Source organism: Kitasatospora sp. NPDC059795 (genome assembly GCF_042732175.1).
GTDB lineage: Bacteria > Actinomycetota > Actinomycetes > Streptomycetales > Streptomycetaceae > Kitasatospora.
The window spans coordinates 19,688-46,146 of record NZ_JBHWID010000008.1 but is presented as its reverse complement, the minus strand read 5'-3'; the positions used below and the strand labels follow the sequence as shown (position 1 = coordinate 46,146).

Genomic DNA, 26,459 nt, shown 5'->3' with positions numbered 1-26,459 from the left:
GAGCGAGAGCTGCGCATGCGGGGAGCCTTTCGGACAACTCACCCCAAGGTATGCGCGACCACCCAAACGTTCTATAGCCGGACGATGAGCCTCATCTCACAATTCCCTTCACATAAACGCCACTTAAGCTCCTCAGTTCCCACCCTTTGACCCGACGCGGGACGCGACGGACGCGACGGGACGCGACTGCGGGCGCAAAAACAGGAACCCCCCGCCCAGGCAAGCCTGGACAGGGGGTCCCTGTTGAGTCAGCAGTCAGCTACTCCGAAGCGAGAGCGTTCAGCTCTGGCCACCGGCCAGCTTCTCCCGCAGAGCGGCAAGCGCCTCGTCGGACGCCAGCGCGCCCGAGCCCTCGTCGCTGCTGGAGGAGTACGAGCCGCCACCGGACACCGGGGCCTCCTCGCCGGCCTCGGCGGCAGCAGCCGCGTCCGCCTCGCGGGACTTGATGACCTGGGCCTGGTGCTGCTCGAAGCGGGACTGGGCCTCGGCGTACTGCCGCTCCCACTCCTCGCGCTGCTTCTCGAAGCCGGGCAGCCAGTCGTTCGCCTCGGGGTCGAAGCCCTCCGGGTAGATGTAGTTGCCCTGGTCGTCGTACGAGGCAGCCATGCCGTACAGGGTCGGGTCGAACTCGACCGACGCCGGGTCGGCACCGAGGGACTCGTTGGCCTGCTTCAGCGAGAGGCTGATGCGACGACGCTCGAGGTCGATGTCGATGACCTTGACGAAGATCTCGTCGCCGACCTGGACGACCTGCTCCGGGATCTCGACGTGGCGCTCGGCCAGCTCGGAGATGTGGACCAGGCCCTCGATGCCCTCGTCCACGCGGACGAACGCACCGAACGGAACCAGCTTGGTGACCTTACCCGGCACGACCTGGGAGATCTGGTGCGTGCGGGCGAACTGCTGCCACGGGTCCTCCTGGGTCGCCTTCAGCGACAGGGAGACACGCTCGCGGTCCATGTCGACGTCGAGAACCTCGACGGTGACCTCCTGGCCGACCTCGACAACCTCGTTCGGGTGGTCGATGTGCTTCCAGGACAGCTCGGAGACGTGCACCAGGCCGTCGACGCCGCCGAGGTCCACGAACGCACCGAAGTTGACGATCGAGGAGACGACGCCGGAGCGGACCTGGCCCTTCTGCAGGGTGGTGAGGAAGGTCTGGCGGACCTCGCTCTGGGTCTGCTCGAGCCAGGCGCGGCGGGACAGGACCACGTTGTTGCGGTTCTTGTCCAGCTCGATGATCTTCGCCTCGAGCTCCTTGCCCACGTAGGGCTGGAGGTCGCGGACACGACGCATCTCGACCAGCGAGGCCGGGAGGAAGCCGCGGAGGCCGATGTCGAGGATGAGACCACCCTTGACGACCTCGATGACGGTACCGGTGACGATGCCGTCCTCTTCCTTGATCTTCTCGATCGTGCCCCAGGCGCGCTCGTACTGCGCACGCTTCTTGGACAGGATCAGGCGACCCTCCTTGTCCTCCTTCTGGAGAACCAGGGCCTCGATGTTGTCGCCGACCGCGACAACCTCGTGGGGGTCGACGTCGTGCTTGATCGAGAGCTCGCGGGACGGGATGACACCCTCGGTCTTGTAACCGATGTCGAGGAGCACCTCGTCACGGTCGACCTTCACGATGACGCCCTCAACGATGTCGCCGTCGTTGAAGTACTTGATGGTCTCGTCGATGGCGGCGAGGAAGGCCTCGGCGTCGCCGATGTCGTTGACCGCAACCTGCGGGGTGGTGCTGACAGAGGTGTCGGTGGGGCTCGTCATTAGGAAAAGGGCTCCGGTACGGACATGAAGTCGTAGTAATGCCACGCGGAGGGCCCTGATCGCTCCCACCGAAAGCCGTACAGGCCAGAAAACGGCCACCGAAACGATTCCGTCAACGGGAATCCCGGTGTCCGTCTGACGACCGTGGGGTCTTCGACAGATGCGAGCGCGACCTGCTCCGTCCGAGGCGCGCAGGCCCGCAGCGCAACTTGTAGCATACGGGGACACCCGGACACGGTCAATGCCGAAGTCGGCGAGACCGGTAGAGGCCGGGACGGATCAGGCCATATTCTCCGAAGGCGCACCTCGCGGTGGCTCGAACACCGGCCCTACTCCCCGGATGCCACAGCCCGACCCGATCCCGCCAGGGACCGGTTCCGCGGCAGCGGCGCTTCCGCATTCCATACCTTACTTGACGTCCTCCCCCGGCCCGCGCCGGGGGCTTCCGGTCGCACCGGCGGCGCAGGGCTCGCACCCGGTACCGCTGCCGGTGTCCCGATGGGTTCCCGCTTCCACGAGCCGCGCCCGGCGTGGGGTTGCCACGCCCGGTCTCACCGGCCCTCCACGGGCGTTTGACCTGTCCGCCCGCCCGGCGGCCAGGATGTTTCGGGCAGCGTTCAGATCACGGTCGTGAACGGCCCCGCACGCCACGCACGTCCACTCCCGTACCGCAAGAGGCTTCGGGCCGTCGTGCGCACCACAGGCCGAACAGACCTGGGAGGTCGGCTCGAACCGGCCGACGATCCCAACGGTCCGGCCGTACCGGGCCGCCTTCTCCTCGATCATTCGCCGGAAGGTCGCCCAGCCGGCATCGTGGACGGACTTCGCCAATCTGCCCCGGGCCAGGCCCCGCACGTTCAAGTCCTCCAGGTACACCGCTTGGTTCTCACGGACCAGCCTGGTGGACTCCTTGTGCAGCCAGTCCCTACGGGAATCGGCCACCCTGGCATGCGCCTTGGCAAGCTTCCGCCGGGCCTTGGCCCGGTTCCTCGAGCCCTTGGCCTTGCGGGAGAGCGCCCGCTGCGCCGACTTCAGCCTCCTCTCCGCCCTGCGCAGAAAGCGCGGGTTGTCGATCACTGCGCCGTCGGAACAGACGGCATGGGCAGCCAGCCCCAGATCGATCCCGACCTCCCGGTCCGTCTCCGGCAGGAGGGTGGGTTCCGTGTCCACCACGAAGCTCGCGTGGTAGCGCCCTGCCGCGTCGAGCACCACCGTCACCGAGGACGGATCCGCAGGCAGCCTCCGCGACCACCTCACCCGCACATCGCCGATCTTCGCCAGGTTCAGCTTCCCGTTCGGCCGGATTCGGAACCCGTTGCGGGTGAACCGCAGCGACTGCCGGCTGTCCTTCCTCGACTTGAACCTCGGGGGCCCGACCCGACGCCCAGCCCGTCCACCGGACTGCGAATCGAAGAAGGCCCGGTAGGCCGCGTCCAGATCCCGCAAGGACTGGATCAGCGGGTCCACGCCCACCGATGCCAGCCACGCCCGCTCCGGTGTCTGCTTGGCCCGTGTGATCACGCGTTTCTGCAGGTCCGCGCTTCTCGGACAGGGCTGCCCGGACCTCCTCGCCTCCTGCCGCACGGCCAAGGCATCGTTGAACACCACCCGCGCGCAGCCGAACGTCCGCGCCAGCGCCGCACGCTGACCGACCGTCGGATACAGGCGGAACGAATACCGCAGGTGCACCTGGCCAAGCTACCGCCGGCCGCCGACAGCACACGCTGCTCAAACCTGCGAGGATCACCACGGAGCCCAGCTGCTCCGACTCAACAGCCCGTTCCTCCCCGGCCAGGACCGGGGCATCACCGGAGATTCCAGATGACGGATTCAATGCCCCGCGACTACGACCCCGCCGAGTACGACGTCCCGAGCGCCTACCAGGGCGACGCCGAGCAGGACGAGGACGGCGACGAGGCGCTCCGGCGGGAGGCCGGGGAGGTGGAGTCGAGCCGGGCGAGCCGGCACTGGTGGGACCGGAACGCGGACGAGTACCAGGACGAGCACGGGGAGTTCCTGGGCGACGACCGGTTCACCTGGTGCCCGGAGGGCGTGGACGAGGCCGAGGTGCGGCTGCTCGGCGAGCCGGCGGCGCTGAAGGGCGCGGACGTGCTGGAGATCGGGTCGGGCGCGGCGCAGTGCTCGCGCTGGCTGGCCGCGCAGGGCGCCCGGCCGGTGGCGCTGGACATCTCGTACCGGCAGTTGCAGCACTCGCGGCGGCTCGACCTGGGCCGCGGCCTGGAGCCGGTCGCGGTGGTGCAGGCGGACGGCGCGGTGCTGCCGTTCGCGGACGGCTCGTTCGACCACGCGTGCTCGGCGTACGGCGCGGTGCCGTTCAGCGCGGACACGGCGCGGCTGATGCGCGAGGTGCACCGGGTGCTGCGGCCGGGCGGGCGGTGGGTGTTCTCGGTGACGCACCCGATCCGCTGGGCGTTCCCGGACGAGCCGGGCGAGGAGGGCCTGACGGCGTCGTCCTCGTACTTCGACCGGACGCCGTACGTGGAGCAGGACGAGCAGGGCGTGGCGACGTACGTCGAGCACCACCGGACGGTGGGCGACCGGGTGCGGGAGCTGGTCGGGGCCGGGTTCTCGCTGGTCGACCTGATCGAGCCGGAGTGGCCGGAGGAGCTGGAGCAGGAGTGGGGCGGCTGGAGCCCGCTGCGCGGCCGGCACATCCCCGGGACGGCAATCTTCGTCGCCCGCCGGAACGGCTGACGGTGCGCGCCGGGGGGCTCGAACTGCCCGTCCGCACCGCGCTGTTGCCGCTCGCGGCGGCGCTGGAGGAGCACGGCGCGGCGGTGCTGTCCGCGCCGCCCGGCACCGGAAAGACGACGCTGGTGCCGCTGGCGCTGGCGGGCCTGCTGGACGCTTTCCCTGGCCCGCCGCGCCGGGTGCTGGTCGCCGAGCCGCGCCGGCTGGCGGTGCGGGCGGCGGCCCGGCGGATGGCCTGGCTGCAGGGCGAGCAAGTTGGCGGCCGGGTCGGGTTCACGGTGCGCGGCGAGCGCCGGGTCGGCCCGGAGACCCGGGTCGAGGTGGTCACCACCGGCGTCCTGTTGCAGCGTCTGCAGCGCGATCCCGAACTGCCGGGCGTGGACACGGTGGTGCTCGACGAGTGCCACGAGCGGCACCTGGACGCGGACACCGCGCTGGCGTTCCTGCTGGACGTCCGGGCGGCGCTCCGCCCGGAGCTGCGGCTGCTGCTGGCCTCGGCGACCGCCGACACCGACGCCTGGGCCGAACTGCTGGGCGGCGCACCGGTGGTGGCCGCCGAGGGCGTCTCGCACCCGGTGGCGACGGTGTGGGCGCCGCCGCCGGCCGCGGTCCGTCCGCCGCAGGGGACGCGGGTCGATCCGGCGCTGCTGGAGCACGTCGCGGCGACGGTCCGCCGGGCGCTCGCCGAGCGCACCGGGGACGTGCTGTGCTTCCTCCCGGGCGTGGGCGAGATCGCCCGGGTGGCCGGGCAGTTGGCCGGTGTCGAGGTGCTGCAGCTGCACGGGCAGGCGCCGCAGTCCGTGCAGGACGCGGCGCTCGCGCCGGGCGCCGCGCGGCGGGTGGTGCTGGCCACCTCGGTCGCCGAGTCCTCGCTGACGGTGCCGGGCGTGCGGGTGGTGGTGGACTCCGGGCTGACCCGGGAGCCGCGCACCGACCACGCCCGCGGCCTGTCCGGCCTGGTCACCGTCCGCACCTCGCTGGCCGCCGCCCGGCAGCGGGCCGGCCGGGCCGGGCGCGAGGCCCCGGGCACGGTGTACCGGTGCTGGGCGGAGGTGGAGGACGCCCGCGCGGCCCGCTTCCCGACGCCCGAGATCGCGCTCGCCGACCTGACTTCGTTCGCCCTGCAGGCCGCCTGCTGGGGCGACCCGGACGCCGCCGGCCTCACCCTTCCCGACCCGCCGCCCGCCGGGGCGATGGCCGCCGCCCGCGACACGCTGCGCGCGCTGGACGCGGTGGACGCCGACGGCCGCCCCACCGACCGCGGCCGGACGATCGCCCGCACCGGCCTGCACCCCCGCCTCGCCCGCGCGCTGCTGGACGGCGCCGCGGCCGTCGGTCGGCGGCGCGCCGCCGAGCTGGTCGCGTTGCTGTCCGAGGAGCCGCCGCGCGCCCTCGGCGACGACCTCGCGCAGATCTGGCGCACCGTCAGGCAGGGCGACGACCCGTACGCGCGCCGCTGGAAGGAGGAGACCCGCCGGCTGGAACGCGGCCTGGAACAGCACCGGGAGGGCGGCCTCTCCGACGCCGCCGCGGCCGGGCTGGTGGTCGGCCTGGCGTACCCGGAGCGGCTGGCAAGGGCCCGGGAGGGCGGCGACGGCGCGTACCTGATGGCCTCCGGGACGGCCGCCCAGGTGCAGGGCGGCTCGCGGCTGCCGGCCGGCGGGTGGCTGGCGATCGCGGTGGCCGACCGTCCGGCCGGTTCGCCGTCGGCGCGGGTGCTGCGGGCGGTGGCGATCGACGAGGCGACGGCCCGCCGGGCGGGCGCGCCGCTGCTGGACGGGCGGGAGGAGGTCGGCTGGTCGGCCCGGCAGCGGGAGGTGACGGCCCGTCGGGTGGAGACCCTCGGCGCGGTCGAGCTCGCCGCGGTGCCGCTGGCCTCGCCCGATCCGGCGCTGGTCCGCAAGGCGCTGCTGACCGGTCTCGAACGGGAGGGCGTGTCCGCGCTGTTGAGCTGGCCGCCCGCTGCGGCGGGGCTGCGCGAGCGGCTCGCCTTCCTGCACCGCACCCTGGGCGGGGTGTGGCCGGACGTGGGCGACGCCGCGCTGCTGACCGCCGCCGAGCAGTGGCTGGAGCCGGAACTCTCCCGGGCCCGCCGCCGCGCCGACCTGGAGCGGATCGACACCGCCGCCGCGCTGCAACGCCTGCTGCCGTGGGCGAGCGGCCAGGCGGGCCGGTTGGACGAGCTCGCCCCGGAGCGGATCACCGTGCCCACCGGCAGCCGGATCCGGGTCGACTACACGGGCGACCGGCCCGTCCTCGCCGTCAAGCTCCAGGAGCTGTTCGGCTGGGACGCCGCCCCGGCCCTCGCCGACGGCCGCGCCCCGCTCACCGTCCACCTGCTCTCCCCCGCCGGCCGCCCGGCCGCCGTCACCGGCGACCTGGCCGCGTTCTGGCACGAGGGCTACCGCGCCGTCCGCGCCGACCTGCGCGGCCGCTACCCCCGTCACCCCTGGCCGGAGGACCCGACGACGGCCGAGCCCACCCGCCGGGCGAACCCGCGCAGGTGACCGGGGCCGGACAGGCCCTACCGCCAGTCCTCCGCGAGGGCGGCCATGTCGATGTCGTCGATCCATTCGTCGCCGTACCGCAGCACCTGTCGGCGGACGCCCTCGACCTTGAACCCGGCCTTCTCGTAGGCCCGTTGGCCGCGCCCGTTGAAGGCGTAGACGCCCAGCGAGACCCGGTTCAGGCCGATGGCGCGGAGGGCGTGGTCGGTGGCCATCCGGACGGCCTCGGTGCCGAAGCCGCGGTCGCGGCCGTCGGGGCCGATGCAGATGCGCAGGTTGCAGGAGCGGTTGGCCTCGTCCCACTCGTTGAGGACGACCTCGCCGACGCCGCGGCCGGTCGACCTGTCGACGATGATCAGGTCGAGTCGGTCGGTCTGCTCGTTGCGCGTGGAGTACCACTCGACGATGCGCTTCTCCATCGCCTCGTCCCACTCGGGCGCGACGGGCGTGTACACGGGCGAGGTGTAGCGCAGCACGTCCGGGTCGTCGAGCATGACGCGCAGCCAGGGAAGGTCCTCCTCGGCGTTGACCGGCCGGAGGACGATCCGCTCCCCCTCCAGTGTCGGCTTGTCAGCGAACGTGGCGGTGGGAGTGGGAAGTTGATCAGTCATTCGGCCAGTCTCCGAGCCCCGGGCGGGCCCCTGCAAACGATTTAGCCGCTCGCGGGGGCCGCCGCCCGGGCCGGTGACGGCTCAGTGGGCGGCCGCCTCCCAGTTCGCGCCGACGCCGACGGAGACGTCGAGCGGGGCGCGCAGCGGGTAGGCGGCGGCCATCTGCTCGCGGACCAGGGTCTCGACCTGCTCGCGTTCGCCGGGGGCGAGTTCGAGGACGATTTCGTCGTGCACCTGGAGGAGCATCCGGGAGGTGAGGCCGGCGGCGCGCAGGGCCTCGTCGACCCGGAGCATGGCGATCTTGACGATGTCGGCGGCGGAGCCCTGGATGGGGGCGTTGAGGGCCATCCGTTCGGCCATCTCGCGGCGCTGACGGTTGTCGCTGGTGAGGTCGGGCAGGTAGCGGCGGCGGCCGAGCAGGGTCTCGGTGTAGCCGACCGCACGGGCCTCCTCGACCACGTTGTGCAGGTAGTCGCGGACGCCGCCGAAGCGCTCGAAGTAGGTGTCCATCAGGCCCTGGGCCTCGGCGGGCTTGATGCCGAGCTGCTGGGAGAGGCCGTACGCGGACAGGCCGTAGGCGAGGCCGTACGACATGGCCTTGATCTTGCGGCGCATCTCGGCGTCGACCGCGTCGGGGGCGACCGAGAAGACCTGGGAGGCGACGGTGGTGTGCAGGTCCTCGCCGGAGGCGAAGGCCTCGATCAGGGCTTCGTCCTCGGAGAGGTGCGCCATGATGCGCAGTTCGATCTGCGAGTAGTCGGCGGTGAGCAGCGACTCGTAGCCCTCGCCGACCACGAAGGCGCGGCGGATGGCGCGGCCCTCCTCGGTGCGGACCGGGATGTTCTGCAGGTTCGGGTCCTGGGAGGAGAGCCGGCCGGTGGCGGCCACCATCTGGTTGAAGGTGGTGTGGATGCGGCCCTGCGGGGAGACGGTCTTGAGCAGGCCCTCGACGGTGGTGCGCAGCTTGGCCTGGTCGCGGTGGCGGAGCAGGATGACCGGCAGTTCGTTGTCGGTCCGGGTGGCGAGCCAGGTGAGGGCGTCGGCGTCGGTGGTGTACCCGGTCTTGATCTTCTTGGTCTTGGGCAGGCCGAGGTCGCCGAACAGGATCTCCTGGAGCTGCTTGGGCGAGCCGAGGTTGAACTCGCGGCCGGCGGCGGCGTGCGCCTCTTCGACGCAGCGCTGGATCTCGGCGGCGAACTGCGCCTCCAGGCCCTGCAGCCAGGCGCGGTCGGCGGCGATGCCGTAGCGCTCCATCCGGGCGAGCAGTTCGGCGATGGGCAGTTCCATGTCGTGGAACAGCTTGGCGGCGCCGACCTCGTCGAGCCGGGTGTCGAAGAGTTCGGCGAGGTCGTGGACGGCGCGGGCCTCGGTCATCAGGGCCTGGGCGCCGGCCGTCGGGTCGGGCTCGTCGGAGTCGAAGCTGAGCTGGCCGGTCTCGGCCTGCGCGGCGGCGGGGGCGAGCGAGCGGGCCAGGTACTCCTCGGCGAGGACGTCGAGGGTGAAGGTGCGGCGGCCGGGCTTCTCCAGGTAGGCGGCGAGCGCGGTGTCGGCGCTGACGCCGGCGAACTGCCAGCCCTGTTCGGCGAAAGCGCGCATGACCTGCTTGGCGATGTGCAGGGCCTTGGGGCGGTCGGCGTCGGCGAGCCAGGCGGTGAACGCCCGGTCGTCGTCCTCCTCCAGTGCGGCGGGGTCGAACCAGGCGGCGGCGGTGCCGGTGGCGAGTGCGACCTGCTTGACCTGGCCGCTGCCGAGGGCCCACGCGTAGTCGGCGGCGAGCGCGGTGCGTCCGCCCTTGCCGGTGTGCTCCTCAAGCCAGGCGGTGAGCGCGCCGGGGACGGTGAGCAGGTCGCCCTCGACGGCGGGGCCGGTGGGCATCTCGACGGCGGCGCTCTCGGCGTCGGCCGGGTCGATGCCGGCCACCCGGTCGCGGAAGTTGGGGTTGCGGAACTCCAACGCCTCCATCAGCCGGGCGATTTCCTCCCGGTCGAACGGCGTGCGCTCCAACTGCGGGACGGTGAGCGGGAGTTCGACGTCCCGCACGAGCTCGGTGAGGACCCGGTTGCGCTTGACGGAGTCGAGGTGCTCGCGCAGCTTCTCGCCGATCTTGCCCTTGACCTCGTCCGCGCGTTCGACCAACTCCTCGAAGGAGCCGAACTGGTTGACCCACTTCGCGGCGGTCTTCTCGCCGACGCCGGGGATGCCGGGCAGGTTGTCGGACGGGTCGCCGCGCAGCGCGGCGAGGTCGGGGTACTGGTCGGGGCGCACGCCGTACTTCTCGGCGACCGCGTCGGGCGTGTAGCGCTTCATCTCCGAGACGCCCTTGGTCGGATAGAGCACCGTGACGTGCTCGTTGACCAGTTGCAGCGAATCCCGGTCGCCGGTGACGATGAGGACCTCGAAGCCCTCGGCCGCGGCGGCGGTGGCCAGGGTGGCGATGATGTCGTCGGCCTCGAAGTTCTCGGCGGTGATCCGCGGGATCCGCATGGCGTCGAGGAGTTCGCCGATCAGCGGGATCTGGCTGCGGAACTCGTCGGGCGTCTTGGCGCGGTTGGCCTTGTACTCGGGGAACTCGGCGGCGCGGAAGGTCTGTCGGGACAGGTCGAAGGCCACTGCGAGGTGGGTGGGCGCTTCGTCCCGGACGGTGTTGACCAGCATCGAGGTGAAGCCGTACACCGCGTTGGTGTGCTGGCCGGTGGTGGTGGAGAAGTTCTCCACCGGCAGGGCGAAGAAGGCCCGGTAGGCCATCGAATGCCCGTCCAGCAGCATCAGCCGGGGCCGGCCGGCCGCACTCTTGCTCGCACCCTGTGTCGCCACGTCACGTCCTGTTCCTGCCGGATTGCACTGCCGTCCCCGATCCTATGGCCCGGGGCCGACATCCCCCGGCGCGGCGCGGAGCACCTGCCTACCGACGGGTAGACAGTCGTACGATCGACGCGCATCAACGGAGTGAACCCCGAACAGGAGCACCATGACCGACGCGGCGCCCGTACTGAACGTGCCCCAGGACGTGCTGGACCACTTCGCGAAGCTGGGGGTGAGCCCGGAGACCTTCTCAGGCGGGCACCTGGGCGAGAAGCTGGGCATCACCATCGTCGAGGCCTCCCCGGACCGGGTGGTGGGCACCATGCCGGTGGAGGGCAACCAGCAGCCGTACGGGCTGCTGCACGGCGGGGCGTCGGCGGCGCTGGCGGAGACGCTGGGGTCGATCGGCGCGATGCTGCACGCGGGCCCGGGCCGGTACGCGGTGGGCGTGGACCTGAACGCCACCCACCACCGTTCGGCCACCTCCGGCCTGGTGACGGGCGTGGCGACGGCGGTGTTCAAGGGCCGTACCGCGGCGACCTACGAGATCGCGGTGACGGACGACACCGGACGCCGGATCACCAGCTGCCGGCTGACCTGCATGCTGCGCGACCTGTAGACCTCCGAACGGGCCCCGGAGCGGGCCGTCGAACGGGCTCCCCCGGAGGGGCCCGAATGTCTCAACTCCCCACGCGCCCCCTGGGTTTGGCCGCTCCCCGACAGGGGCACTCTCGGCTGGACGAGGGGGCGCCGCCATGTCCGCAGAACCGACGGGCGAGCCAGGGGGGTTCCTCGGCCCGGTGGAGCCGGGCGAGGGCACCTGGACGCAGCTGAGGCTGTACACCGAGCAACCGCCACGCCTGCTGAGCGGCCGCGTGAGGGCCCTGCTGGCAGCCGTTCTGATCCTGCTGGCCCTGCTGCTGACCGTGCGTCACGCGATCAACAGGCCTGGTCCCGCGGCGAGTTCGGCCCCGCCGCCGAACGTTCCGTTCCCCTCGCAGTCCGTCCGCTTCGAGTACGGGGGCCGGCTGCCGGCCTGGGAGGACTCGCTCGCGCTGTCGCTGACGGTGCACAACACCGGGCCGGCGCCGGTGGACGTGCTGGGCGTGAGCCAGGGCTACCGCGGCCTGTCCGTGGTGGTGTCGGGCTGGCTGCCGCAGACGGTGCCGCCGGGTCGGACCATTTCGCTGCGGGTCGGCCTGCGGGTGACGGACTGTCCGACCGCCCCGGCGGACGCCGCGCAGCCCGAGCTGGATGTCACGCTGCGTAACAATCGCGGGATGCAGACGGTCAGCCAGATCCTGGGCGACGCGTACGCCCGCGACCTGTCCGTGGCGCTGCACGCCACCTGCGACGCACCCGATAATCGGACGCCGACGACCAGCCCGACGATTGCGGACACACCTGTTCGATAAGCGGAGTTTCCGCGCGCCACCAGGGAGTTGGGAACGTCAACCATTCGCCCCGCCGGGCAGGGACCGGAATCTCCAGCCCCACCTGCGGTTTCTCGACCACGTTCTGAGATCAACTTCCGGCGTGGTCATAACAAGAGAATCACAGCCCTCTCGCCCCTCTGCCCGAGCCGCCGCGCCCGGTCTAGAGTCACGCCCAGTCACCGGCTGTCCGATTACCGGGCTCGGTAGACGCGTTCCGGCACCGCCAGCCCTGGGCGCGTGTCTTCCATTGCAGAAGGAGACCACTCGTCGTGCGAAAGAGCTCACTGCTTGTCGTGACCATTGCAGTTACCGGAGCGCTCACCCTGTCGGCCTGTGGCTCGCGCGGCGCCAAGTCCGGCTCCGAGAACGCGGGCGGCACCACCAAGGTGGTCATCGGCGTGGACGCCCCGCTCAGCGGCAAGCTGTCCGCGCTGGGCCTGGGCATCAAGAACTCCACCGACCTGGCCGTCAAGAAGGCCAACAAGGAGAACCTGGTCCCCGGCGTCACCTTCGCGCTGGAGTCCAAGGACGACCAGGGCAACCCGAACACCGGCGGCCAGAACGCCACCGCCCTGGTGGGCATGAAGGACGTCGTCGGCGTGGTCGGCCCGCTGAACTCCAGCGTCTCGCTGACCATGCAGAAGATCTTCAGCGACGGCAAGCTGACCCAGATCTCCCCCTCCAACACCACCCCGGACCTCTCGCTCGGCCCGGACTGGACCAGCGGCAAGTACACCCGCCCGTACCCCACGTACTTCCGCACCGCCACCACCGACATCGTGCAGGGCCGGTACGCCGCCCAGTACATGTTCAACGACGCCAAGAAGACCAAGGTCTTCGTCCTCGACGACAAGAAGACCTACGGCGCGGGCCTGGCGGCCATCTTCCAGGACGAGTTCAAGAAGCTCGGCGGCACCGTGGTCGGCACCGACCACATCAGCCCCGACGACAAGGACTTCTCCGCGGTCGCCACCAAGGTCGCCTCCTCCGGCGCCGAGGCGGTGTACTACGGCGGCGAGTACCCGGAGGGCGGCCCGCTCTCCGACCAGATCAAGAAGGCCGGGGCGAAGATCCCGCTGATGGGCGGCGACGGCCTGGTCGACCCCGAGTTCATCAAGCTCTCCAACAACAACAGCGAGGGCGACCTGGCCACCTCGGTCGGCGCCCCGGTCGAGCAGCTGGACTCCGCCAAGGCCTACATCGCCGACTACACCGCGGCCGGCTACAAGGACGGCTACTCCGCGTACGGCGGCTACTCGTACGACGCCGCCTGGTCGATCATCCAGGCCGTCAAGGCCGCGGTCGAGCACAACGGCGGCAAGGTGCCCGACGACCTGCGCACCAAGGTGCTGGCCGAGATGGCCAAGGTGAGCTTCACCGGCGTCGGCGGCCAGGTCTCCTACGACCAGTACGGCGACACCACCAACAAGCAGCTCACCGTGTACACCGTCAAGGGCCCCGACTGGAAGCCGATCAAGACCGGCACCTACACCGGCTGATCTCTCCCTGCACCAGCCGCTGTCCGGCGGGGGGCGCCACAAGTGCCCCCCGCCTCCTCATACCCCTAACCACGGAGGCCCGCGGTGCACGAACTGCCGCAAAATCTGGCCAACGGGCTGATGCTCGGCCTGATGTACGGCCTGATCGCCATCGGGTACACGATGGTCTACGGCATCGTCCAACTCATCAACTTCGCCCACGGCGAGATCTTCATGATCGGCGGCTTCGGGGCCCTGACCGCCTTCGCGGCGCTGCCGCACGGCACTTCGCTCTGGCTGGCCCTGCCGGTCATGATCATTGGCGGCGTGATCGCCTCCGTGCTCACCGCCACCGCCGCCGAGCGGTTCGCCTACCGGCCGCTGCGCGGCGCGCCCCGGCTGGCCCCGCTGATCACCGCGATCGGCCTGTCCATCGCCCTGCAGCAGGTGGTCTGGGCGTTCTACCCGGGCGCCAAGAAGGCCATCACCTTCCCGCAGTTCCAGGGCGACACCGTCGACCTCGGCCTGTTCAACCTCCAGCGCAACGACCTGTTCCTGCTGGCCGCCGCTCCGCTGTGCATGCTGATCCTGGCCTCCTTCGTGCGTTTCACCCGCACCGGCCGGGCCATGCAGGCGACCGCGCAGGACCCGGACACCGCGAAGCTGATGGGCATCAACACCGACCGCATCATCGTGATCGCCTTCGCGCTGGGCGCGGCCTTCGCCGCCATCGCGGCCGTGGCGCACGGACTGCGGTACGGCCAGGTCGACTTCATGATGGGCTTCATCGCCGGCCTGAAGGCCTTCACCGCCGCCGTCCTGGGCGGCATCGGCAACATCTACGGCGCGATGCTCGGCGGGCTGGTCCTCGGCATCGCCGAATCGCTGGCCACCGCGTACATCCAGAACGTCCCCGGCATGCACCAGCTCGGCGGCGGCGCCTGGGCCAACGTGTGGGCGTTCGTCCTGCTGATCGTCGTGCTGCTGGTCAGGCCACAGGGTCTGCTCGGCGAGCGCGTCGCGGATCGGGCGTGAGCAGCATGACCACAACTTCCCACGAGACGACGCCCGTTCTGCGCCTTCCCGGCACTGCGGCGCTCGCCGCGACGGTGGCCGGCGGGGTGCTCGCCGCCGCGTCCGCGGCGATGTCCTGGACCTGGACCGACGCGTTCCCCGGCGACCTCACCTACTACGGCTCCCCGGCCGGCCTGCAGTGGCTGGCACTGGCCGGCGGCCTGCTGACGGTGCTGCTGGCGCTCGCCTCGCGCGCGCTGCCGGGCCTGCGCTGGCTGAGCCCGTCCGGCAGCAACAACGGCGTGCTGTTCGCCGCCCTCGGCACCCTCGCGGTCTGCTGGTACTCGGTGATCGCGATCACCGTCCAGCTCGACGGCCTGGTCAACCTCGACCCGGGCGGCTGGGTCGCCGCGGTCGGCTCGCTGCTCGCCGTGGTCGGCGCGCTCGGCCTGCCGCTGGACCGCCGCACCGCCGTCCAGCAGCCCGCCGTGGCCCGGTGGTGGTACCTGGTCGCCGCGGTCGCCGCCGTGCTGCGGTACGGCCTCGGCGAGGGCTGGGCGCTGAACGCCGTCCCGACCGGGGTGCGGCCGATCGTCACCGAGAACCTGTGGTTCTTCGTCGCGCTGCCGGCCGGCATCGTCGGCTTCAAGCTGTGGCTGCTGCTGAACGCCTGGCTGCGGATCGGCCGGATCGAGCGGCCGCTGCCCGCCGCCCGCGCCCTGCCGTCCTGGGCGGAGATCCTGGTGGTCACCGCGGTGTTCGCGGTCGGCCTGGGCGTGGTCGAGTTCGGCATCTCCACCGAGTACGGCGAGCTGTTCATCGGCTTCCTGCTGCTGGTGGTGTTCGGCACCGCGGCGCTGCTGTCCTCCGGCGTGATCGCCCGGCTGCGCGAACTGACCGTCCGGCACCGGGCGGTGACCACCGGCGCGGCGTTCGCCGCCGCGGGCGCGTTCCCGTTCACCCAGAGCGGCGAGACGTACGTGCTGATCGGCGCGAACATCCTGATCTTCGCGACGGTGGCGCTCGGCCTGAACGTGGTGGTCGGCCTGGCCGGCCTGCTCGACCTCGGCTACGTGGCCTTCCTCGGCGTCGGCGCGTACGCGGCGGCGCTGGTCTCCGGTTCGCCGTACTCGGTGTTCCGCGGCGTGCACGTGCCGTTCCCGGTCGCGGCGCTGATCGGCGCGCTGGCCGCGCTGGTCTTCGGCGTGGTGATCGGCGCCCCGACGCTGCGGCTGCGCGGCGACTACCTGGCGATCGTCACGCTCGGCTTCGGTGAGATCTTCCGGATCGGCATGAACAACCTGGACGGCAAGTCCGGCCCGAGCCTGACCAACGGCCCGAACGGCATCGCGGCGATCCCGGACGTCAACCTGTTCGGCTTCGACTTCGGCCAGCCGCACGACTTCGGCCCGGTGCAGCTCGGCAAGTTCGGCAACTACCTGCTGCTGATGCTGGTGGTCACCGCGATCGTCGTGGTGGTGTTCGGCCGGGTCGCCAACTCCCGGATCGGCCGCGCCTGGGTGGCGATCCGCGAGGACGAGACGGCGGCCGAGGCGATGGGCATCAACGGCTTCCGGGTGAAGCTGATCGCCTTCGCCCTGGGCGCCACGCTGGCCGGTCTGGCCGGTGCGGTGCAGGCGCACGTGTCGGGCGCGGTCTCGCCCGACCAGTACCAGTTCGCCGGGCCGGTGCCGCCGAACTCGGCGTTCCTGCTGGCCGCGGTGATCCTCGGCGGCATGGGCACCATCTCCGGCCCGCTGGTCGGCGCGGCGCTGCTGTTCCTGATCCCGGCGAAGCTCCAGTTCCTGCAGTCCTACCAGCTGCTGGCGTTCGGCATCGCGCTGATCCTGCTGATGCGCTTCCGCCCGGAGGGTCTGATCCCCAACCGGCGGCAGCAGCTGGAGTTCCACGAGGCCGACGTGCCCGCACCGGGCGGCCCGGTCGACGACGCACTCACGAAGGCAGGGGCGTGAGCACCATGACCACCGACACCGCGCCCGCACCGCTCGCCGAACCCGTCCTGGAAGCCTCCGGCGTGGTCATGCGCTTCGGCGGCCTGACCGCCGTCAACCAGGTGGACCTGACCGTCCGCCAGGGCGAGATCGTCGGTCTGATCGGCCCGAACGGCGCCGGCAAGACCACCTTCTTCAACTGCCTGACCGGGCTGTACGTCCCGACCGAGGGCACCGTCACGTACAAGGGCCGGGTGCTGCCGCCCAAGCCGCACCTGGTCACCGAGGCCGGCATCGCCCGGACCTTCCAGAACATCCGGCTGTTCTCCAACATGACGGTGCTGGAGAACGTCCTGGTGGGCCGGCACACCCGCACCAAGGAGGGCCTGTTCTCGGCCATCCTGCGCGGCCCCGGCTACCGGCGGGCCGAACAGGAGAGCCGCGAACGGGCCATGGAGCTGCTGGAGTTCTGCGGCCTGGCCGCGAAGTCCGAGCACCTGGCCCGCAACCTGCCCTACGGCGAGCAGCGCAAGCTGGAGATCGCCCGGGCGCTGGCCTCCGAGCCCGGCCTGCTGCTGCTCGACGAGCCGACCGCGGGCATGAACCCGCAGGAGACCCGGGCCGCCGAGGAGCTGGTGTTCGCGATCCGGGACCTCGGGATCGCGGTGCTGGTGATCGAGCACGACATGAAGTTCATCTTCAACCTGTGCGACCGCACCGCCGTGCTGGTGCAGGGCCAGAAGATCGTCGAGGGCGACCGGGAGACCGTCCAGAACGACGAGCGGGTCGTCGCCGCGTACCTGGGCGAGCCGCTCGAAGGAACCACCACCGCAACGGAGGCCGACCAGTGACCGCTCTGCTGGAGGTCGAGGACCTTCGCGTCGCCTACGGCAAGATCGAGGCCGTCAAGGGCATCAGCTTCACCGTCGAACAGGGCGAGGTCACCACCCTGATCGGCACCAACGGCGCGGGCAAGACCACCACCCTGCGCGCGCTCTCCGGGCTGCTCCGGCCGACCGCGGGCAAGATCCTCTTCGAGGGCTCGGCGATCGACACGGTGCCCGCGCACAAGATCGTCGCGCTGGGCCTGGCGCACTCCCCCGAGGGCCGGCACATCTTCCCCCGGATGACCATCGAGGAGAACCTGCTGCTGGGCGCGTTCCTGCGACGCGACCAGGCGGGCATCGCCCAGGACGTGGAGCGGGCCTGCACGCTGTTCCCGATCCTCGCCGAGCGCCGCAAGCAGGCCGCGGGCACGCTGTCCGGCGGCGAGCAGCAGATGCTGGCGATGGGCCGGGCGCTGATGTCCCGTCCGAAGCTGCTGATGCTGGACGAGCCGTCGATGGGCCTGTCGCCGCTGATGATGCAGAAGATCATGGCGACCATCGTCGAGCTGCGTGCCTCGGGCACCACCATCCTGCTGGTGGAGCAGAACGCGCAGGCCGCGCTGTCGCTGTCGGACCGCGCGTACGTGATGACCACCGGCGAGATCACCCTCTCCGGCACCGGCGCGGAGCTGCTGCGCGACGACACCGTGCGCCGCGCCTACCTGGGCGAGGACTGACGGTACGTCACCACCGCGAGTGCCCCCGCCGGGAATCCGACGGGGGCACTCGTGTGCGCGGTCAACTCTCCGCCGTCTCCGCCTTCTTGCGGTCCTGGGCGGCGCCCTCCTCGATCACGGCCTCGGCGACGGCGGCCATGGTCATCCGGCGGTCCATCGAGGTCTTCTGGATCCAGCGGAACGAGGCGGGCTCGTTCAGCCCGAACTTGGTCTGCAGCACGCTCTTCGCCCGGTCGACCAGCTTGCGGGTCTCCAGGCGCTGCGCGAGGTCCGCGATCTCCTGCTCCAGGGTGCGCATCTCGGTGTAGCGGGAGACCGCCATCTCGATCGCCGGCACCAGGTCGCTCTTGCTGAACGGCTTGACGATGTACGCCATCGCGCCGGCGTCGCGGGCCCGGTCGACCAGCTCGCGCTGCGAGAAGGCGGTGAGCATCAGCACCGGGGCGAGGTGCTGCTCGTGGATCCGCTCGGCGGCGGACAGGCCGTCCAGCACCGGCATCTTGACGTCCAGAATGGCCAGGTCGGGCTTGAGCTCCTCGACCAGCCGGACCGCCGTCTCGCCGTCACCGGCCTCACCGACGACGGTGTAGCCCTCCTCCTCCAGCATCTCCTTGAGATCGAGGCGGATCAGTGCCTCGTCCTCGGCGATGACGATTCGGGTGATCTGGGGCGAGTCGGTGTCAAGCGGCTGGGCCTGCTCGTCGGCGGTGCTCACGGGGCTCCTCGGTCCGGCGGGGTGCTGCATGCACGAGCCTACCCAGACACGGTATGTTTGGTTCACCACGGTGGGGGGTTTGACCTTCGAACCGCTGGGCCCCGATAGCCCAATCGGCAGAGGCAACGGTCTCAAACACCGTCCGGTGTGGGTTCGAATCCCACTCGGGGCACTTCTCCTTCAATTCCAAGGTCACTGACCTTGGGTGCGCGCCGCCGCGGTGACCATCACCACGGCGGCGTCGCCGTCTCCGGCAGTGGCCGTCTCACCGATTGGGACGACGGCCGCCGGCTCAGGACGCCAGGTGCAGTCCGCCGGGCAGCCCCGCCCGGTGGGCGACGGCGGCGGCCTCGCCCCGGGAGGCGACGCCGAGCTTGGCCAGGATGTTGGCGACGTGGAACTTCACCGTGGACTCGCTGATGTGCAGCGCGGCGGCGATGTCCCGGTTGCGGCGGCCCCGGGCGAGCTCGTCGAGGACTTCCAGTTCGCGGGCCTGAAGGCCGTCCAGCGGGCCGCCGGCCGCGGCGGGTTCGGGCAGGGCGAGCGGCAGGTCCACGGTGACGGTGGCGCCCCAGCCGGGGACGGCCTCGACGGTGCTGCGACCGCCCAGCGCGGCGATCCGCTCCGCGGTGCGGTGCACGCCCAGCGCGTCGGCCGCCAGCACGCCGAGGCCGTCGCCGCGCACCACCGCGCGCAGTACGGCGTCCGGCAGGAACTGCCAACCGACGTGCAGCCGCCCGGGCTTCTCCTGGTCGAGCATCACCAGCACGGCGGCCCGGACGGCGTCCCGCGCGGTGTGCGCCAGGTCGGCGGGGACGGAGCGGGCCGCGTCGGCGGGCGGTGCGACGTCGAGGCGGATCCGGGTGTGGCGCAGCAGCGGGCGCAGTTCGCGGACCAGCCGGGCGAACGCGGCGTCGGCGGGTTCCTCGCTGAGGGTGCGGTCCAGGTCGGCGGAGCGGCGCACGTCGAGCAGGGCGGTGACGGCGAGTTCGGTGGCGGCGCGGCGGGCAGTGGCGTCGTCCAGGTCGGCGGAGCGCAGCGGGGCGAGGATGGCGGTGAGCGCGGCGCTGTGGGCGCCGGCGGATTTGGCGATGGCCCAGGCGCGGGCGTTGGCGGAGACCCGGGAGACGGCGGTCTGGGCGGGGGCGGCGTCGGTGGCGCGGTGTTCGGAGTGGGCGACCACCAGGTCCCACAGCTGTTGCAGGATCTCCAGCGCGTCCGCCGCGAGCGGTTCCGCGTCCGACCGGACCAGCACCAGGACGGCGCCCTTCCCGGCCCCGGGCGTGGTGGTGACGACCACCAACGGCCGCTCCTGTCCGGCGAGTTCGGCGATCCCTTGCCACGGTCGGCCGGGCCCGGCCGCGGTCAGCGCGCGCTCGCCGAGCCGGGAGATCACCAGACTGCCGAAGGCGTCGGCGAACTCCGCCGGCCCGACGGTGTGCGCCGGCGAGTACGCGCAGACGCCGCTGAGCTGGGCGGCCGCGACATGCGGGACCAGCGGTTCGAGCACCTCGGACAGCCGCGCCGGCAGGCCGGGGCGGGGTTCGCGCAGCACCTCGACGACACGGGCCAGTGCGTCCTGCGGGCGGGCCCAGGGGGCGGTCTCGTCCATGCCCGTCAGCCTAGTTCGGGCGCCGCCCGACGGCCCTGGCTTTTCGGCCAGGTCGAACTGTCCGAAAGACCGGCCGGACGGCAGCCGCGCGGGGCGCAGGATGGAACACGTCGGAACGAAGCAACTCCTCATGAACCCAAGGACATTGCCATGACCAAGGCCATTGCTTTCGCGCACTACGGCGACCCGGACGTGCTGGGCCCGATCGACCTGGACCTGCCCGAGCCGGGGCCCCGGCAGGTGCGGGTCGCGGTCCGCGCGGTGGGCGTCAACCCGCTGGACCACAAGGTGCGCAGCGGCGCGCTGGACGGCTTCATCCCCGTCGCCTTCCCGGCGGTGCCGGGCTACGAGGTGGCGGGCACGGTGGAGGCGGTCGGCGCCGAGGTGACCGGGTTCGCGATCGGGGACGAGGTGTTCGGTGCGGTGATGGGCGGCGGGTACGCCGAACACGCCCTGGTGGACGTCGAGTTGCTGGCCCGCAAGCCGGCCTCGCTGAGCTGGGCGGAGGCGGCGGCGCTGCCGGTGGCCGCGGAGACCTCCGAGCGGATCCTCGGCGTGCTCGGCGTGCAGCCGGGCGAGACGCTGCTGGTGCACGGCGCGGCCGGCGGTGTCGGCACGCTGCTGCTGCAGTTCGCCCGGGCCCGCGGGATCACCGTGGTGGGCACCGCGAGCGAGGCCAACCACGTGTACCTGCGGGAGTTGGGCGCGATCCCGGTGGCGTACGGCGAGGGCCTGGCCGAGCGGGTGCGGGCGGCCGCCCCGGGCGGGGTGGACCGGGCGCTGGACGCGGCCGGGAAGGCCGACGAGGTGCCGGTGTCGATCGAACTGACCAGCAGCGCGGACCGGGTGCTGACCATCACCTCGCCGATGGCGGCCGAGCAGCACGGCGTCCGCTTCACCGGCGGCGCCGAGGCCGAGCCGTACCACCCGCGGGCGTTCGCGGCCGCGCTGGCGCTGCACGAGGCGGGCACCCTGGTGCTGCCGATCCACCGGGTGCTGCCGCTCGCGGACGCCGCCGAGGCGCACCGGCTCAGCGAGCACGGCCACCTGCGCGGCAAGATCGTCCTGACGGTGTGACACGAAGGGCCGCCCGTACCGGGCGGCCCTTCGGGGGTCAGTTGTCCAGCTCGCCGACGTGGTGCACCCGCACCAGGTTGGTGGAGCCGGCCAGTCCGGGCGGGGAGCCGGCGGTGATCACCACGATGTCGCCGCGCTTGCAGCGGCCGAGGCTCAGCAGCTGGGCGTCGACCTGGGCGACCATCTCGTCGGTGGTGGTGACGAACGGGCCGAGGAACGTCTCCACGCCCCAGGTCAGCGCCAACCGGCTGCGCACGGCGGGCTCGTAGGTGAACGCCAGGACCGGGATCGGCGAGCGGTAGCGGGTCAGCCGGCGGGCCGTGTCGCCGCTCTGGGTGAACGCGATCAGGTACTTGGCGTCCAGGAAGTCGCCGATCTCGGCGGCGGCCCGGGCCACCGCGCCGCCCTGGGTGCGGGGCTTGCTCTTCTCGGTGAGCGGCGGCAGCCCGCCCGCCAGGATCTCGGTCTCGGCGGCCTCGACGATCCGGGCCATCGTCCGGACCGTCTCCACCGGGTACTTGCCGACCGAGGTCTCGCCGGACAGCATCACCGCGTCGGTGCCGTCGAACACCGCGTTGGCCACGTCGGACGCCTCGGCGCGGGTCGGCCGGGAGGCGTTGATCATCGAGTCCAGCATCTGGGTGGCGACGATCACCGGCTTGGCGTTCCGCCTGGCCAGCTTGATCGCCCGCTTCTGGACGATCGGCACCTCCTCCAGCGGGAGTTCGACGCCCAGGTCGCCGCGGGCGACCATCAGTCCGTCGAAGGCGTCCACGATGGAGTCCAGGTTCTCCACCGCCTGCGGCTTCTCGATCTTGGCGATGACCGGAATCCGACGGCCTTCCTCGGCCATGATCCGGTGCACCTCCTCGACGTCCTTCCCGCTGCGCACGAACGACAGCGCGATCAGGTCGGCGCCGGTCCGCAGCGCCCAGCGCAGGTCTTCGACGTCCTTGTCGGAGAGCGCGGGCACGGAGACGGCGACTCCGGGCAGGTTGAGGCCCTTGTGGTCGGAGACCAGGCCGCCTTCGATGACGATGCAGTGCACCCGGGGGCCCTCGACGTGGGTGACCTCCAGGCAGACCCGGCCGTCGTCGACCAGGATCCGCTCCCCGCGCGACACGTCCGCGGCCAGCCCCCGGTAGGTGGTGCCGCAGATCTCCCGGTCGCCCGGGACGTCGTCGGTGGTGATGGTGAACTCGTCGCCGCGTTCCAGCAGCACGGGGCCGTCGGCGAAGGTGCTCAGCCGGATCTTCGGGCCCTGCAGGTCGGCAAGCACCCCGACGCTGCGACCTGTCTCGTCCGAGGCCTTGCGGACCCGGTGGTAACGCTCCTCGTGCTCCGCGTGGGAGCCGTGGCTGAGGTTCATTCGGGCAATGTCCATGCCGGCGTCGACCAGGGCCTTGATCTGGTCGTACGAGTCCGCGGCAGGCCCGAGAGTACAAACGATTTTTGCTCGGCGCATACCTAGCAAGCCTAGGTATTACCGGGCCGTAACAGCACGCTTCCGGCCAGTCGTCCCATGGCAGTTGGCGAAAGATTTGATGAACGGACCGACACAGTCCGGACGATGGGGTACGGGGTGAGCGCGACCGCCCCCGATTGACGCACGGCTGTACGGTCCGCCGGGCCGCCGTCACGGGAGAGTTGCCCAGATCTCACCTGTTGGACAGCTCTCGGGGCTGGTACGGAAGCCGAGAAGAGGGCAGACTGCCACACGCGTTTTCTACGCGCGTCGCGGCGGGTGGCGGGGTGTCAGCCGCTCTTTCGCCGTGCCCGCCTGACGGCCCGTACGCCCGACTTGGAGTCTTGATGTCCCTGAACCGCCGTGACTTCGTCACCCGCTCCGCCGCCACCGCGGCCGGGGCCGCCCTGGCCGGCGGCCTGACCGCCGCCACGGCCACCCCCGCCGCCGCGGCGGACCAGAACCAGGACGAGTCCCGCGGCCGGGGCCCCGTCCCGTTCAAGGCGAGCTTCACCGTGATGGGCACCACCGACCTGCACGGCCACGTCTTCAACTGGGAGTACTTCACCGACTCCGAGTACGACGACAAGGCCCACAACGACGTCGGCCTGGCGAAGATCTCCACCCTGGTCGAGCAGGTCCGCAAGGAGAAGGGCCGCGGCCACACCCTGCTCATCGACGCCGGCGACACCATCCAGGGCACCCAGCTGTCCTACTACTACGCCCGGGTCGAGCCGATCACCGGCAAGAAGGCCCCGCGCCACCCGATGGCCGTCGCGATGAACGCCATCGGCTACGACGCCGCCGCGCTCGGCAACCACGAGTTCAACTACGGCATCCCGCTGCTGCGCGCCTACCAGGACCAGCTGGACTTCCCGCTGCTCGGCGCCAACGCGCTGGACGCCAAGAACGAGAAGCCCGCCTTCCCGCCGTACGTCATCCGCGAGCTGCACCTCGGCCACGGCCGGCCCCTCCGGGTCGGCATCCTCGGCCTCACCAACCCCGGCATCGCCATCTGGGACAAGGCCAACGTCCAGGGCAAGCTGACCTTCCCGGGCATCCCCGAGGTCGCCGCCAAGTGGGTGCCGAAGCTGCGCGCCGCCGGCGCCGACGTCGTCGTCGTCTCCGCCCACACCGGCGCCGACGACCCGTCCTCCTGGGGCGACCAGCTGCCGTACGCCGAGAACGCGGGCGTCACCATGGCCGCCACCGTCCCCGGCATCGACGCGGTGCTGATCGGCCACGCCCACAAGGAGGTGGTCCAGCGCGACGTCGTCAACACCAAGACCGGCAAGACCGTCGTGCTGTCCGAGCCGCTGTGCTGGGGCGAGCGCCTGACCTGCTTCGACTTCGAGGTCGAGTTCGCCCGCGGCCAGTGGACCGTCACCGGCGTCACCTCGCGCCTGCTGAACTCCAACGCCGTCGCCGAGGACCCGAAGATCGTCAAGCTGGTCGACGCCCAGCACAAGAAGGTCGTCGCGTACGTCAACCAGGTCATCGGCACCTGCAAGGAGAGCCTCTCCATCGCCGAGTCCCGGTTCAAGGACACCCCGATCATCGACCTGATCGGCCGCATCCAGGCCGACGCCGTGCGCGACGCGCTGGCCGGCGGCCAGTACGCGAACCTGCCGGTGATCGCCCAGGCCGCGCCGTTCAACCGCACCGCCGTCATCCCGGCCGGCGAGGTCAAGCTGCGCGACGCGGCCGGCCTGTACATCTACGAGAACACCCTGGAGGCCCGCCTCCTGACCGGCGCCCAGATCAAGGACTACCTGGAGTACTCCGCCAAGTACTACGCCCAGGTCGCCCCCGGCGCGCCCATCAACCTGGACACCCTCACCAACCAGGCCAACAACACCCCCGACTACAACTACGACTCCCTGTACGGCGTCAGCTACGACATCGACATCGCGCAGCCGGTCGGCAGCCGCATCGTCAACCTGTCCTACCAGGGCAAGCCGGTCGACCCGACCGCGCAGTTCGTCCTCGCCGTCAACAACTACCGCGCCAACGGCGGCGGCAACTTCCCGCACGTCGCCAAGTCCCAGCAGCTGTGGGCGAACTCCGACGAGATCCGCAACACCATGATCGCCTGGGTCAAGGCCAAGGGCGTCATCGACCCGGCCGACTTCTACGGCCAGTCCGCCTGGCGCCTGGTCCGGGCCGGCGTCCCGGTCTTCTAACCCCCGCCGCTCCAGTGGCCGTTCGGATCGCATCCGGACGGCCACTGGAACCGGGCGGCCGACCGGACCGTCCAACTCGCAACCTTGAAACGGATGTTGAGGGGGACGACAGACATGCGCGGACGAATCGCCATGGCAGCGGCGGCAACGGCCCTGCTACTGACCGGGTGCACCGCATCGTCGGACGGCCCGGCGCCCAGGCCGAGCCTGATCACGGCCTACCCCGAAGCCCACCCCGCCACCGGCGACGCCGCCCGACGGGCCGCCGAAGTGGCGGCCGTCTGGCCGGGCTCGGCCACCCGACAAGCCTGGGAACACGGCTACTTCGCGATCGAGAACACGGTCGAGTGGCTGCCGAAGGACGCGTTCCACAACAACGCCGACAAGACGGCCGACGCCACCGGCCACTTCGACCTCCGAGCCACCCTGCCGGTCGCCGTCTCCGACACCGCCGAAGTGCAGTTCGAGAACGGCGAGCGGACGGTCCTGCCACGACGCTCCGCGAAGGACGTCCTCACCTGGATGACCGACCGCGGCAACACCTGCACCGACCGGTGCGCCGACCCGCTGGCCATCACCGCCGTCCGACCCGGAACCACCACCGTCGCCACCAGCCGGGGCCGAGCCACCATCCCCGTCTGGGAGTTCACCATCGCGGGCTACGACGAGCCGTTCCGCTACCCCGCCGTGCTCTCCCAGGGCCCGGACCGCCCCCCGCACGGCCCCTACACCGAACCCGTCCTGGCATCGGTCTCCCCCGACGGCCTGATCCTCACCGCAGGGGTCGAGCACGGCAGTTGCGACATCCCTGAGCCCGGCGAGGTCTACGAGACCGACCAGGCCGTCGTCCTGATCCCTCCCCGCATCACCCCCGTCCATCTCCCCGAGGGCTGGGCGTGCAACGCGGCCGCGTACACGATCCCCGTCGAGTTCCGCCTCGCCCACCCCCTCGGCACCCGCCCCGTCCTCGGCTTCGACGACGGCCTCCCGCAGTTGCAGCGCGGCAGGGGCTGATTCCCGGAACGAGGGCGGAGCAGCCCGATAGCCTGACCGGATGCTGACCACCGAACGCCTCGTGCTGCGCCCCTGGGAACCCGCCGACCGCGACCGCGCCTTCGACCTGTACTCCCAGTGGGAGGTGGCCCGTTGGCTCGGCCGCGAACCCCGCGCCCTCGCCGAACCGGCCGAGGCGGACGAGATCATCGCCCGCTTCCACTCCCGCTGCACCGCGGACGGCCGGTACGGCGTATGGGCGGTCGAGGTCCGCGAGACCGGCGTGATCGCCGGGACGCTACTGCTGATCCCGATACCGGACGGCAACGGCGAGATCGAGATCGGCTGGCACTTCCACCCGGACAGCTGGGGCCACGGCTACGCGACGGAGGCCGCGGCCGCGATCCGCGACCGCGCCTTCGCCGGCGGACTCACCGAGCTCTACGCCGTCGTCCGCCCGGACAACACTCGCTCGACGGCGGTCTGCCACCGCCTGGGCATGACGCCGCTCGGCCGCACCGACCGCTGGTACGGCACCGAGCTGGAGGCCTTCCGCCTCACCCGCTGA

The 26,459-nt window shown here is 71.4% G+C and carries 20 protein-coding genes and 1 tRNA gene; 14 read left to right on the top strand and 7 right to left on the bottom strand.

Going from position 1 to position 26,459, the window contains the following annotated elements:
* Positions 1 to 279 precede the first annotated feature (279 nt).
* Positions 280 to 1,770, bottom strand: a complete 1,491-nt coding sequence (rpsA, locus tag ACFV4P_RS17900) for a 30S ribosomal protein S1 (RefSeq protein ID WP_073813589.1) — start codon at positions 1,768 to 1,770, stop codon at positions 280 to 282.
* Between the two features lie 408 nt (positions 1,771 to 2,178).
* A complete protein-coding gene (locus ACFV4P_RS17895; RefSeq protein WP_380472130.1) occupies positions 2,179 to 3,459 on the bottom strand; it encodes an RNA-guided endonuclease InsQ/TnpB family protein in 1,281 nt (426 codons plus the stop codon).
* A 132-nt stretch (positions 3,460 to 3,591) separates the two neighbouring features.
* Here ACFV4P_RS17895 and ACFV4P_RS17890 point away from each other — a divergent pair, with 132 nt between their 5' ends.
* Entirely contained in the window at positions 3,592 to 4,485 is an 894-nt protein-coding gene (locus tag ACFV4P_RS17890) for a class I SAM-dependent methyltransferase (protein ID WP_380472128.1), read from the top strand.
* A gap of 2 nt (positions 4,486 to 4,487) precedes the next feature.
* Entirely contained in the window at positions 4,488 to 6,989 is a 2,502-nt protein-coding gene (gene hrpB, locus ACFV4P_RS17885; protein WP_380472126.1) for an ATP-dependent helicase HrpB, read from the top strand.
* Between the two features lie 17 nt (positions 6,990 to 7,006).
* Here the strand turns inward: hrpB and ACFV4P_RS17880 are convergent, their stop codons facing one another.
* Both ACFV4P_RS17880 and polA read right to left on the bottom strand, forming a co-directional pair.
* Entirely contained in the window at positions 7,007 to 7,600 is a 594-nt protein-coding gene (locus tag ACFV4P_RS17880; protein WP_380472124.1) for a GNAT family N-acetyltransferase, read from the bottom strand.
* Between the two features lie 81 nt (positions 7,601 to 7,681).
* Positions 7,682 to 10,366 carry a DNA polymerase I gene (gene polA, locus ACFV4P_RS17875; protein WP_380472592.1) on the bottom strand — a complete coding sequence of 895 codons (2,685 nt, stop codon included), beginning with the start codon at positions 10,364 to 10,366 and terminating at the stop codon, positions 7,682 to 7,684.
* Between the two features lie 202 nt (positions 10,367 to 10,568).
* Here polA and ACFV4P_RS17870 point away from each other — a divergent pair, with 202 nt between their 5' ends.
* From ACFV4P_RS17870 to ACFV4P_RS17840, 7 genes are all read left to right on the top strand, one after another.
* Positions 10,569 to 11,021 carry a PaaI family thioesterase gene (locus ACFV4P_RS17870; protein ID WP_073813597.1) on the top strand — a complete coding sequence of 151 codons (453 nt, stop codon included), beginning with the start codon at positions 10,569 to 10,571 and terminating at the stop codon, positions 11,019 to 11,021.
* 136 nt (positions 11,022 to 11,157) lie between these two features.
* On the top strand, positions 11,158 to 11,817 hold the full coding sequence (locus ACFV4P_RS17865; protein ID WP_380472122.1) for a hypothetical protein: 660 nt from the start codon (positions 11,158 to 11,160) through the stop codon (positions 11,815 to 11,817).
* 290 nt (positions 11,818 to 12,107) lie between these two features.
* Positions 12,108 to 13,337 (top strand): branched-chain amino acid ABC transporter substrate-binding protein, encoded by a 1,230-nt coding sequence (locus ACFV4P_RS17860; RefSeq protein ID WP_380472120.1) that lies wholly within the window; start codon positions 12,108 to 12,110, stop codon positions 13,335 to 13,337.
* 84 nt (positions 13,338 to 13,421) lie between these two features.
* Entirely contained in the window at positions 13,422 to 14,351 is a 930-nt protein-coding gene (locus tag ACFV4P_RS17855; RefSeq protein WP_380472118.1) for a branched-chain amino acid ABC transporter permease, read from the top strand.
* Between the two features lie 5 nt (positions 14,352 to 14,356).
* The gene (locus ACFV4P_RS17850) at positions 14,357 to 16,303 is read left to right on the top strand and encodes a branched-chain amino acid ABC transporter permease (RefSeq protein WP_380472116.1); all 1,947 of its coding nucleotides are present in this window, start codon (positions 14,357 to 14,359) and stop codon (positions 16,301 to 16,303) included.
* Between the two features lie 5 nt (positions 16,304 to 16,308).
* Positions 16,309 to 17,133: an ABC transporter ATP-binding protein gene (locus tag ACFV4P_RS17845; RefSeq protein WP_073813846.1), complete on the top strand. Its 825-nt coding sequence runs from the start codon at positions 16,309 to 16,311 to the stop codon at positions 17,131 to 17,133.
* On the top strand, positions 17,130 to 17,846 hold the full coding sequence (locus ACFV4P_RS17840; RefSeq protein WP_380472114.1) for an ABC transporter ATP-binding protein: 717 nt from the start codon (positions 17,130 to 17,132) through the stop codon (positions 17,844 to 17,846). The genes ACFV4P_RS17845 and ACFV4P_RS17840 overlap by 4 nt, the downstream gene beginning before the upstream one ends.
* 61 nt (positions 17,847 to 17,907) lie before the next feature.
* Here ACFV4P_RS17840 and ACFV4P_RS17835 read toward each other — a convergent pair whose 3' ends face one another.
* On the bottom strand, positions 17,908 to 18,561 hold the full coding sequence (locus ACFV4P_RS17835) for an ANTAR domain-containing response regulator (RefSeq protein ID WP_380472112.1): 654 nt from the start codon (positions 18,559 to 18,561) through the stop codon (positions 17,908 to 17,910).
* A gap of 98 nt (positions 18,562 to 18,659) precedes the next feature.
* On the opposite strand from ACFV4P_RS17835, the gene ACFV4P_RS17830 reads away from it, so the two are divergent.
* Positions 18,660 to 18,733, top strand: a tRNA-Leu gene (locus tag ACFV4P_RS17830).
* 120 nt (positions 18,734 to 18,853) lie between these two features.
* On the opposite strand, the gene ACFV4P_RS17825 is transcribed toward ACFV4P_RS17830, so the two are convergent.
* On the bottom strand, positions 18,854 to 20,173 hold the full coding sequence (locus ACFV4P_RS17825; protein ID WP_380472110.1) for a LuxR C-terminal-related transcriptional regulator: 1,320 nt from the start codon (positions 20,171 to 20,173) through the stop codon (positions 18,854 to 18,856).
* Positions 20,174 to 20,323: 150 nt separating this feature from the next.
* On the opposite strand from ACFV4P_RS17825, the gene ACFV4P_RS17820 reads away from it, so the two are divergent.
* Positions 20,324 to 21,250, top strand: coding sequence for an NADP-dependent oxidoreductase (locus ACFV4P_RS17820; RefSeq protein WP_380472108.1), 927 nt, complete (start codon positions 20,324 to 20,326; stop codon positions 21,248 to 21,250).
* A 37-nt stretch (positions 21,251 to 21,287) separates the two neighbouring features.
* Here ACFV4P_RS17820 and pyk read toward each other — a convergent pair whose 3' ends face one another.
* Positions 21,288 to 22,715, bottom strand: a complete 1,428-nt coding sequence (gene pyk / locus ACFV4P_RS17815) for a pyruvate kinase (protein ID WP_380472107.1) — start codon at positions 22,713 to 22,715, stop codon at positions 21,288 to 21,290.
* Positions 22,716 to 23,062: 347 nt separating this feature from the next.
* On the opposite strand from pyk, the gene ACFV4P_RS17810 reads away from it, so the two are divergent.
* The 3 genes from ACFV4P_RS17810 to ACFV4P_RS17800 all read left to right on the top strand — a co-directional run bounded on the left by ACFV4P_RS17810 (position 23,063) and on the right by ACFV4P_RS17800 (position 26,459).
* Complete coding sequence (locus ACFV4P_RS17810; protein WP_380472105.1) at positions 23,063 to 24,898, top strand: bifunctional metallophosphatase/5'-nucleotidase; 1,836 nt, start codon at positions 23,063 to 23,065, stop codon at positions 24,896 to 24,898.
* Between the two features lie 114 nt (positions 24,899 to 25,012).
* Positions 25,013 to 25,912, top strand: a complete 900-nt coding sequence (locus ACFV4P_RS17805; protein WP_380472103.1) for a hypothetical protein — start codon at positions 25,013 to 25,015, stop codon at positions 25,910 to 25,912.
* 40 nt (positions 25,913 to 25,952) lie between these two features.
* Entirely contained in the window at positions 25,953 to 26,459 is a 507-nt protein-coding gene (locus tag ACFV4P_RS17800) for a GNAT family N-acetyltransferase (RefSeq protein ID WP_380472101.1), read from the top strand.

Excerpts from the sequence above, each read along its gene's own strand:
- ACFV4P_RS17865 (WP_380472122.1), top strand. The coding sequence starts at position 11,158 with ATGTCCGCAGAACCGACGGGCGAGCCAGGGGGGTTCCTCGGCCCGGTG.
- ACFV4P_RS17845 (WP_073813846.1), top strand. The coding sequence starts at position 16,309 with ATGACCACCGACACCGCGCCCGCACCGCTCGCCGAACCCGTCCTGGAA.
- polA (WP_380472592.1), bottom strand. The coding sequence starts at position 10,366 with ATGCTGCTGGACGGGCATTCGATGGCCTACCGGGCCTTCTTCGCCCTG.
- ACFV4P_RS17850 (WP_380472116.1), top strand. The coding sequence starts at position 14,357 with ATGACCACAACTTCCCACGAGACGACGCCCGTTCTGCGCCTTCCCGGC.
- pyk (WP_380472107.1), bottom strand. The coding sequence starts at position 22,715 with ATGCGCCGAGCAAAAATCGTTTGTACTCTCGGGCCTGCCGCGGACTCG.
- rpsA (WP_073813589.1), bottom strand. The coding sequence starts at position 1,770 with ATGACGAGCCCCACCGACACCTCTGTCAGCACCACCCCGCAGGTTGCG.
- ACFV4P_RS17810 (WP_380472105.1), top strand. The coding sequence starts at position 23,063 with ATGTCCCTGAACCGCCGTGACTTCGTCACCCGCTCCGCCGCCACCGCG.
- ACFV4P_RS17825 (WP_380472110.1), bottom strand. The coding sequence starts at position 20,173 with ATGGACGAGACCGCCCCCTGGGCCCGCCCGCAGGACGCACTGGCCCGT.
- ACFV4P_RS17880 (WP_380472124.1), bottom strand. The coding sequence starts at position 7,600 with ATGACTGATCAACTTCCCACTCCCACCGCCACGTTCGCTGACAAGCCG.
- ACFV4P_RS17800 (WP_380472101.1), top strand. The coding sequence starts at position 25,953 with ATGCTGACCACCGAACGCCTCGTGCTGCGCCCCTGGGAACCCGCCGAC.
- ACFV4P_RS17870 (WP_073813597.1), top strand. The coding sequence starts at position 10,569 with ATGACCGACGCGGCGCCCGTACTGAACGTGCCCCAGGACGTGCTGGAC.
- ACFV4P_RS17805 (WP_380472103.1), top strand. The coding sequence starts at position 25,013 with ATGCGCGGACGAATCGCCATGGCAGCGGCGGCAACGGCCCTGCTACTG.
- ACFV4P_RS17890 (WP_380472128.1), top strand. The coding sequence starts at position 3,592 with ATGACGGATTCAATGCCCCGCGACTACGACCCCGCCGAGTACGACGTC.
- ACFV4P_RS17820 (WP_380472108.1), top strand. The coding sequence starts at position 20,324 with ATGACCAAGGCCATTGCTTTCGCGCACTACGGCGACCCGGACGTGCTG.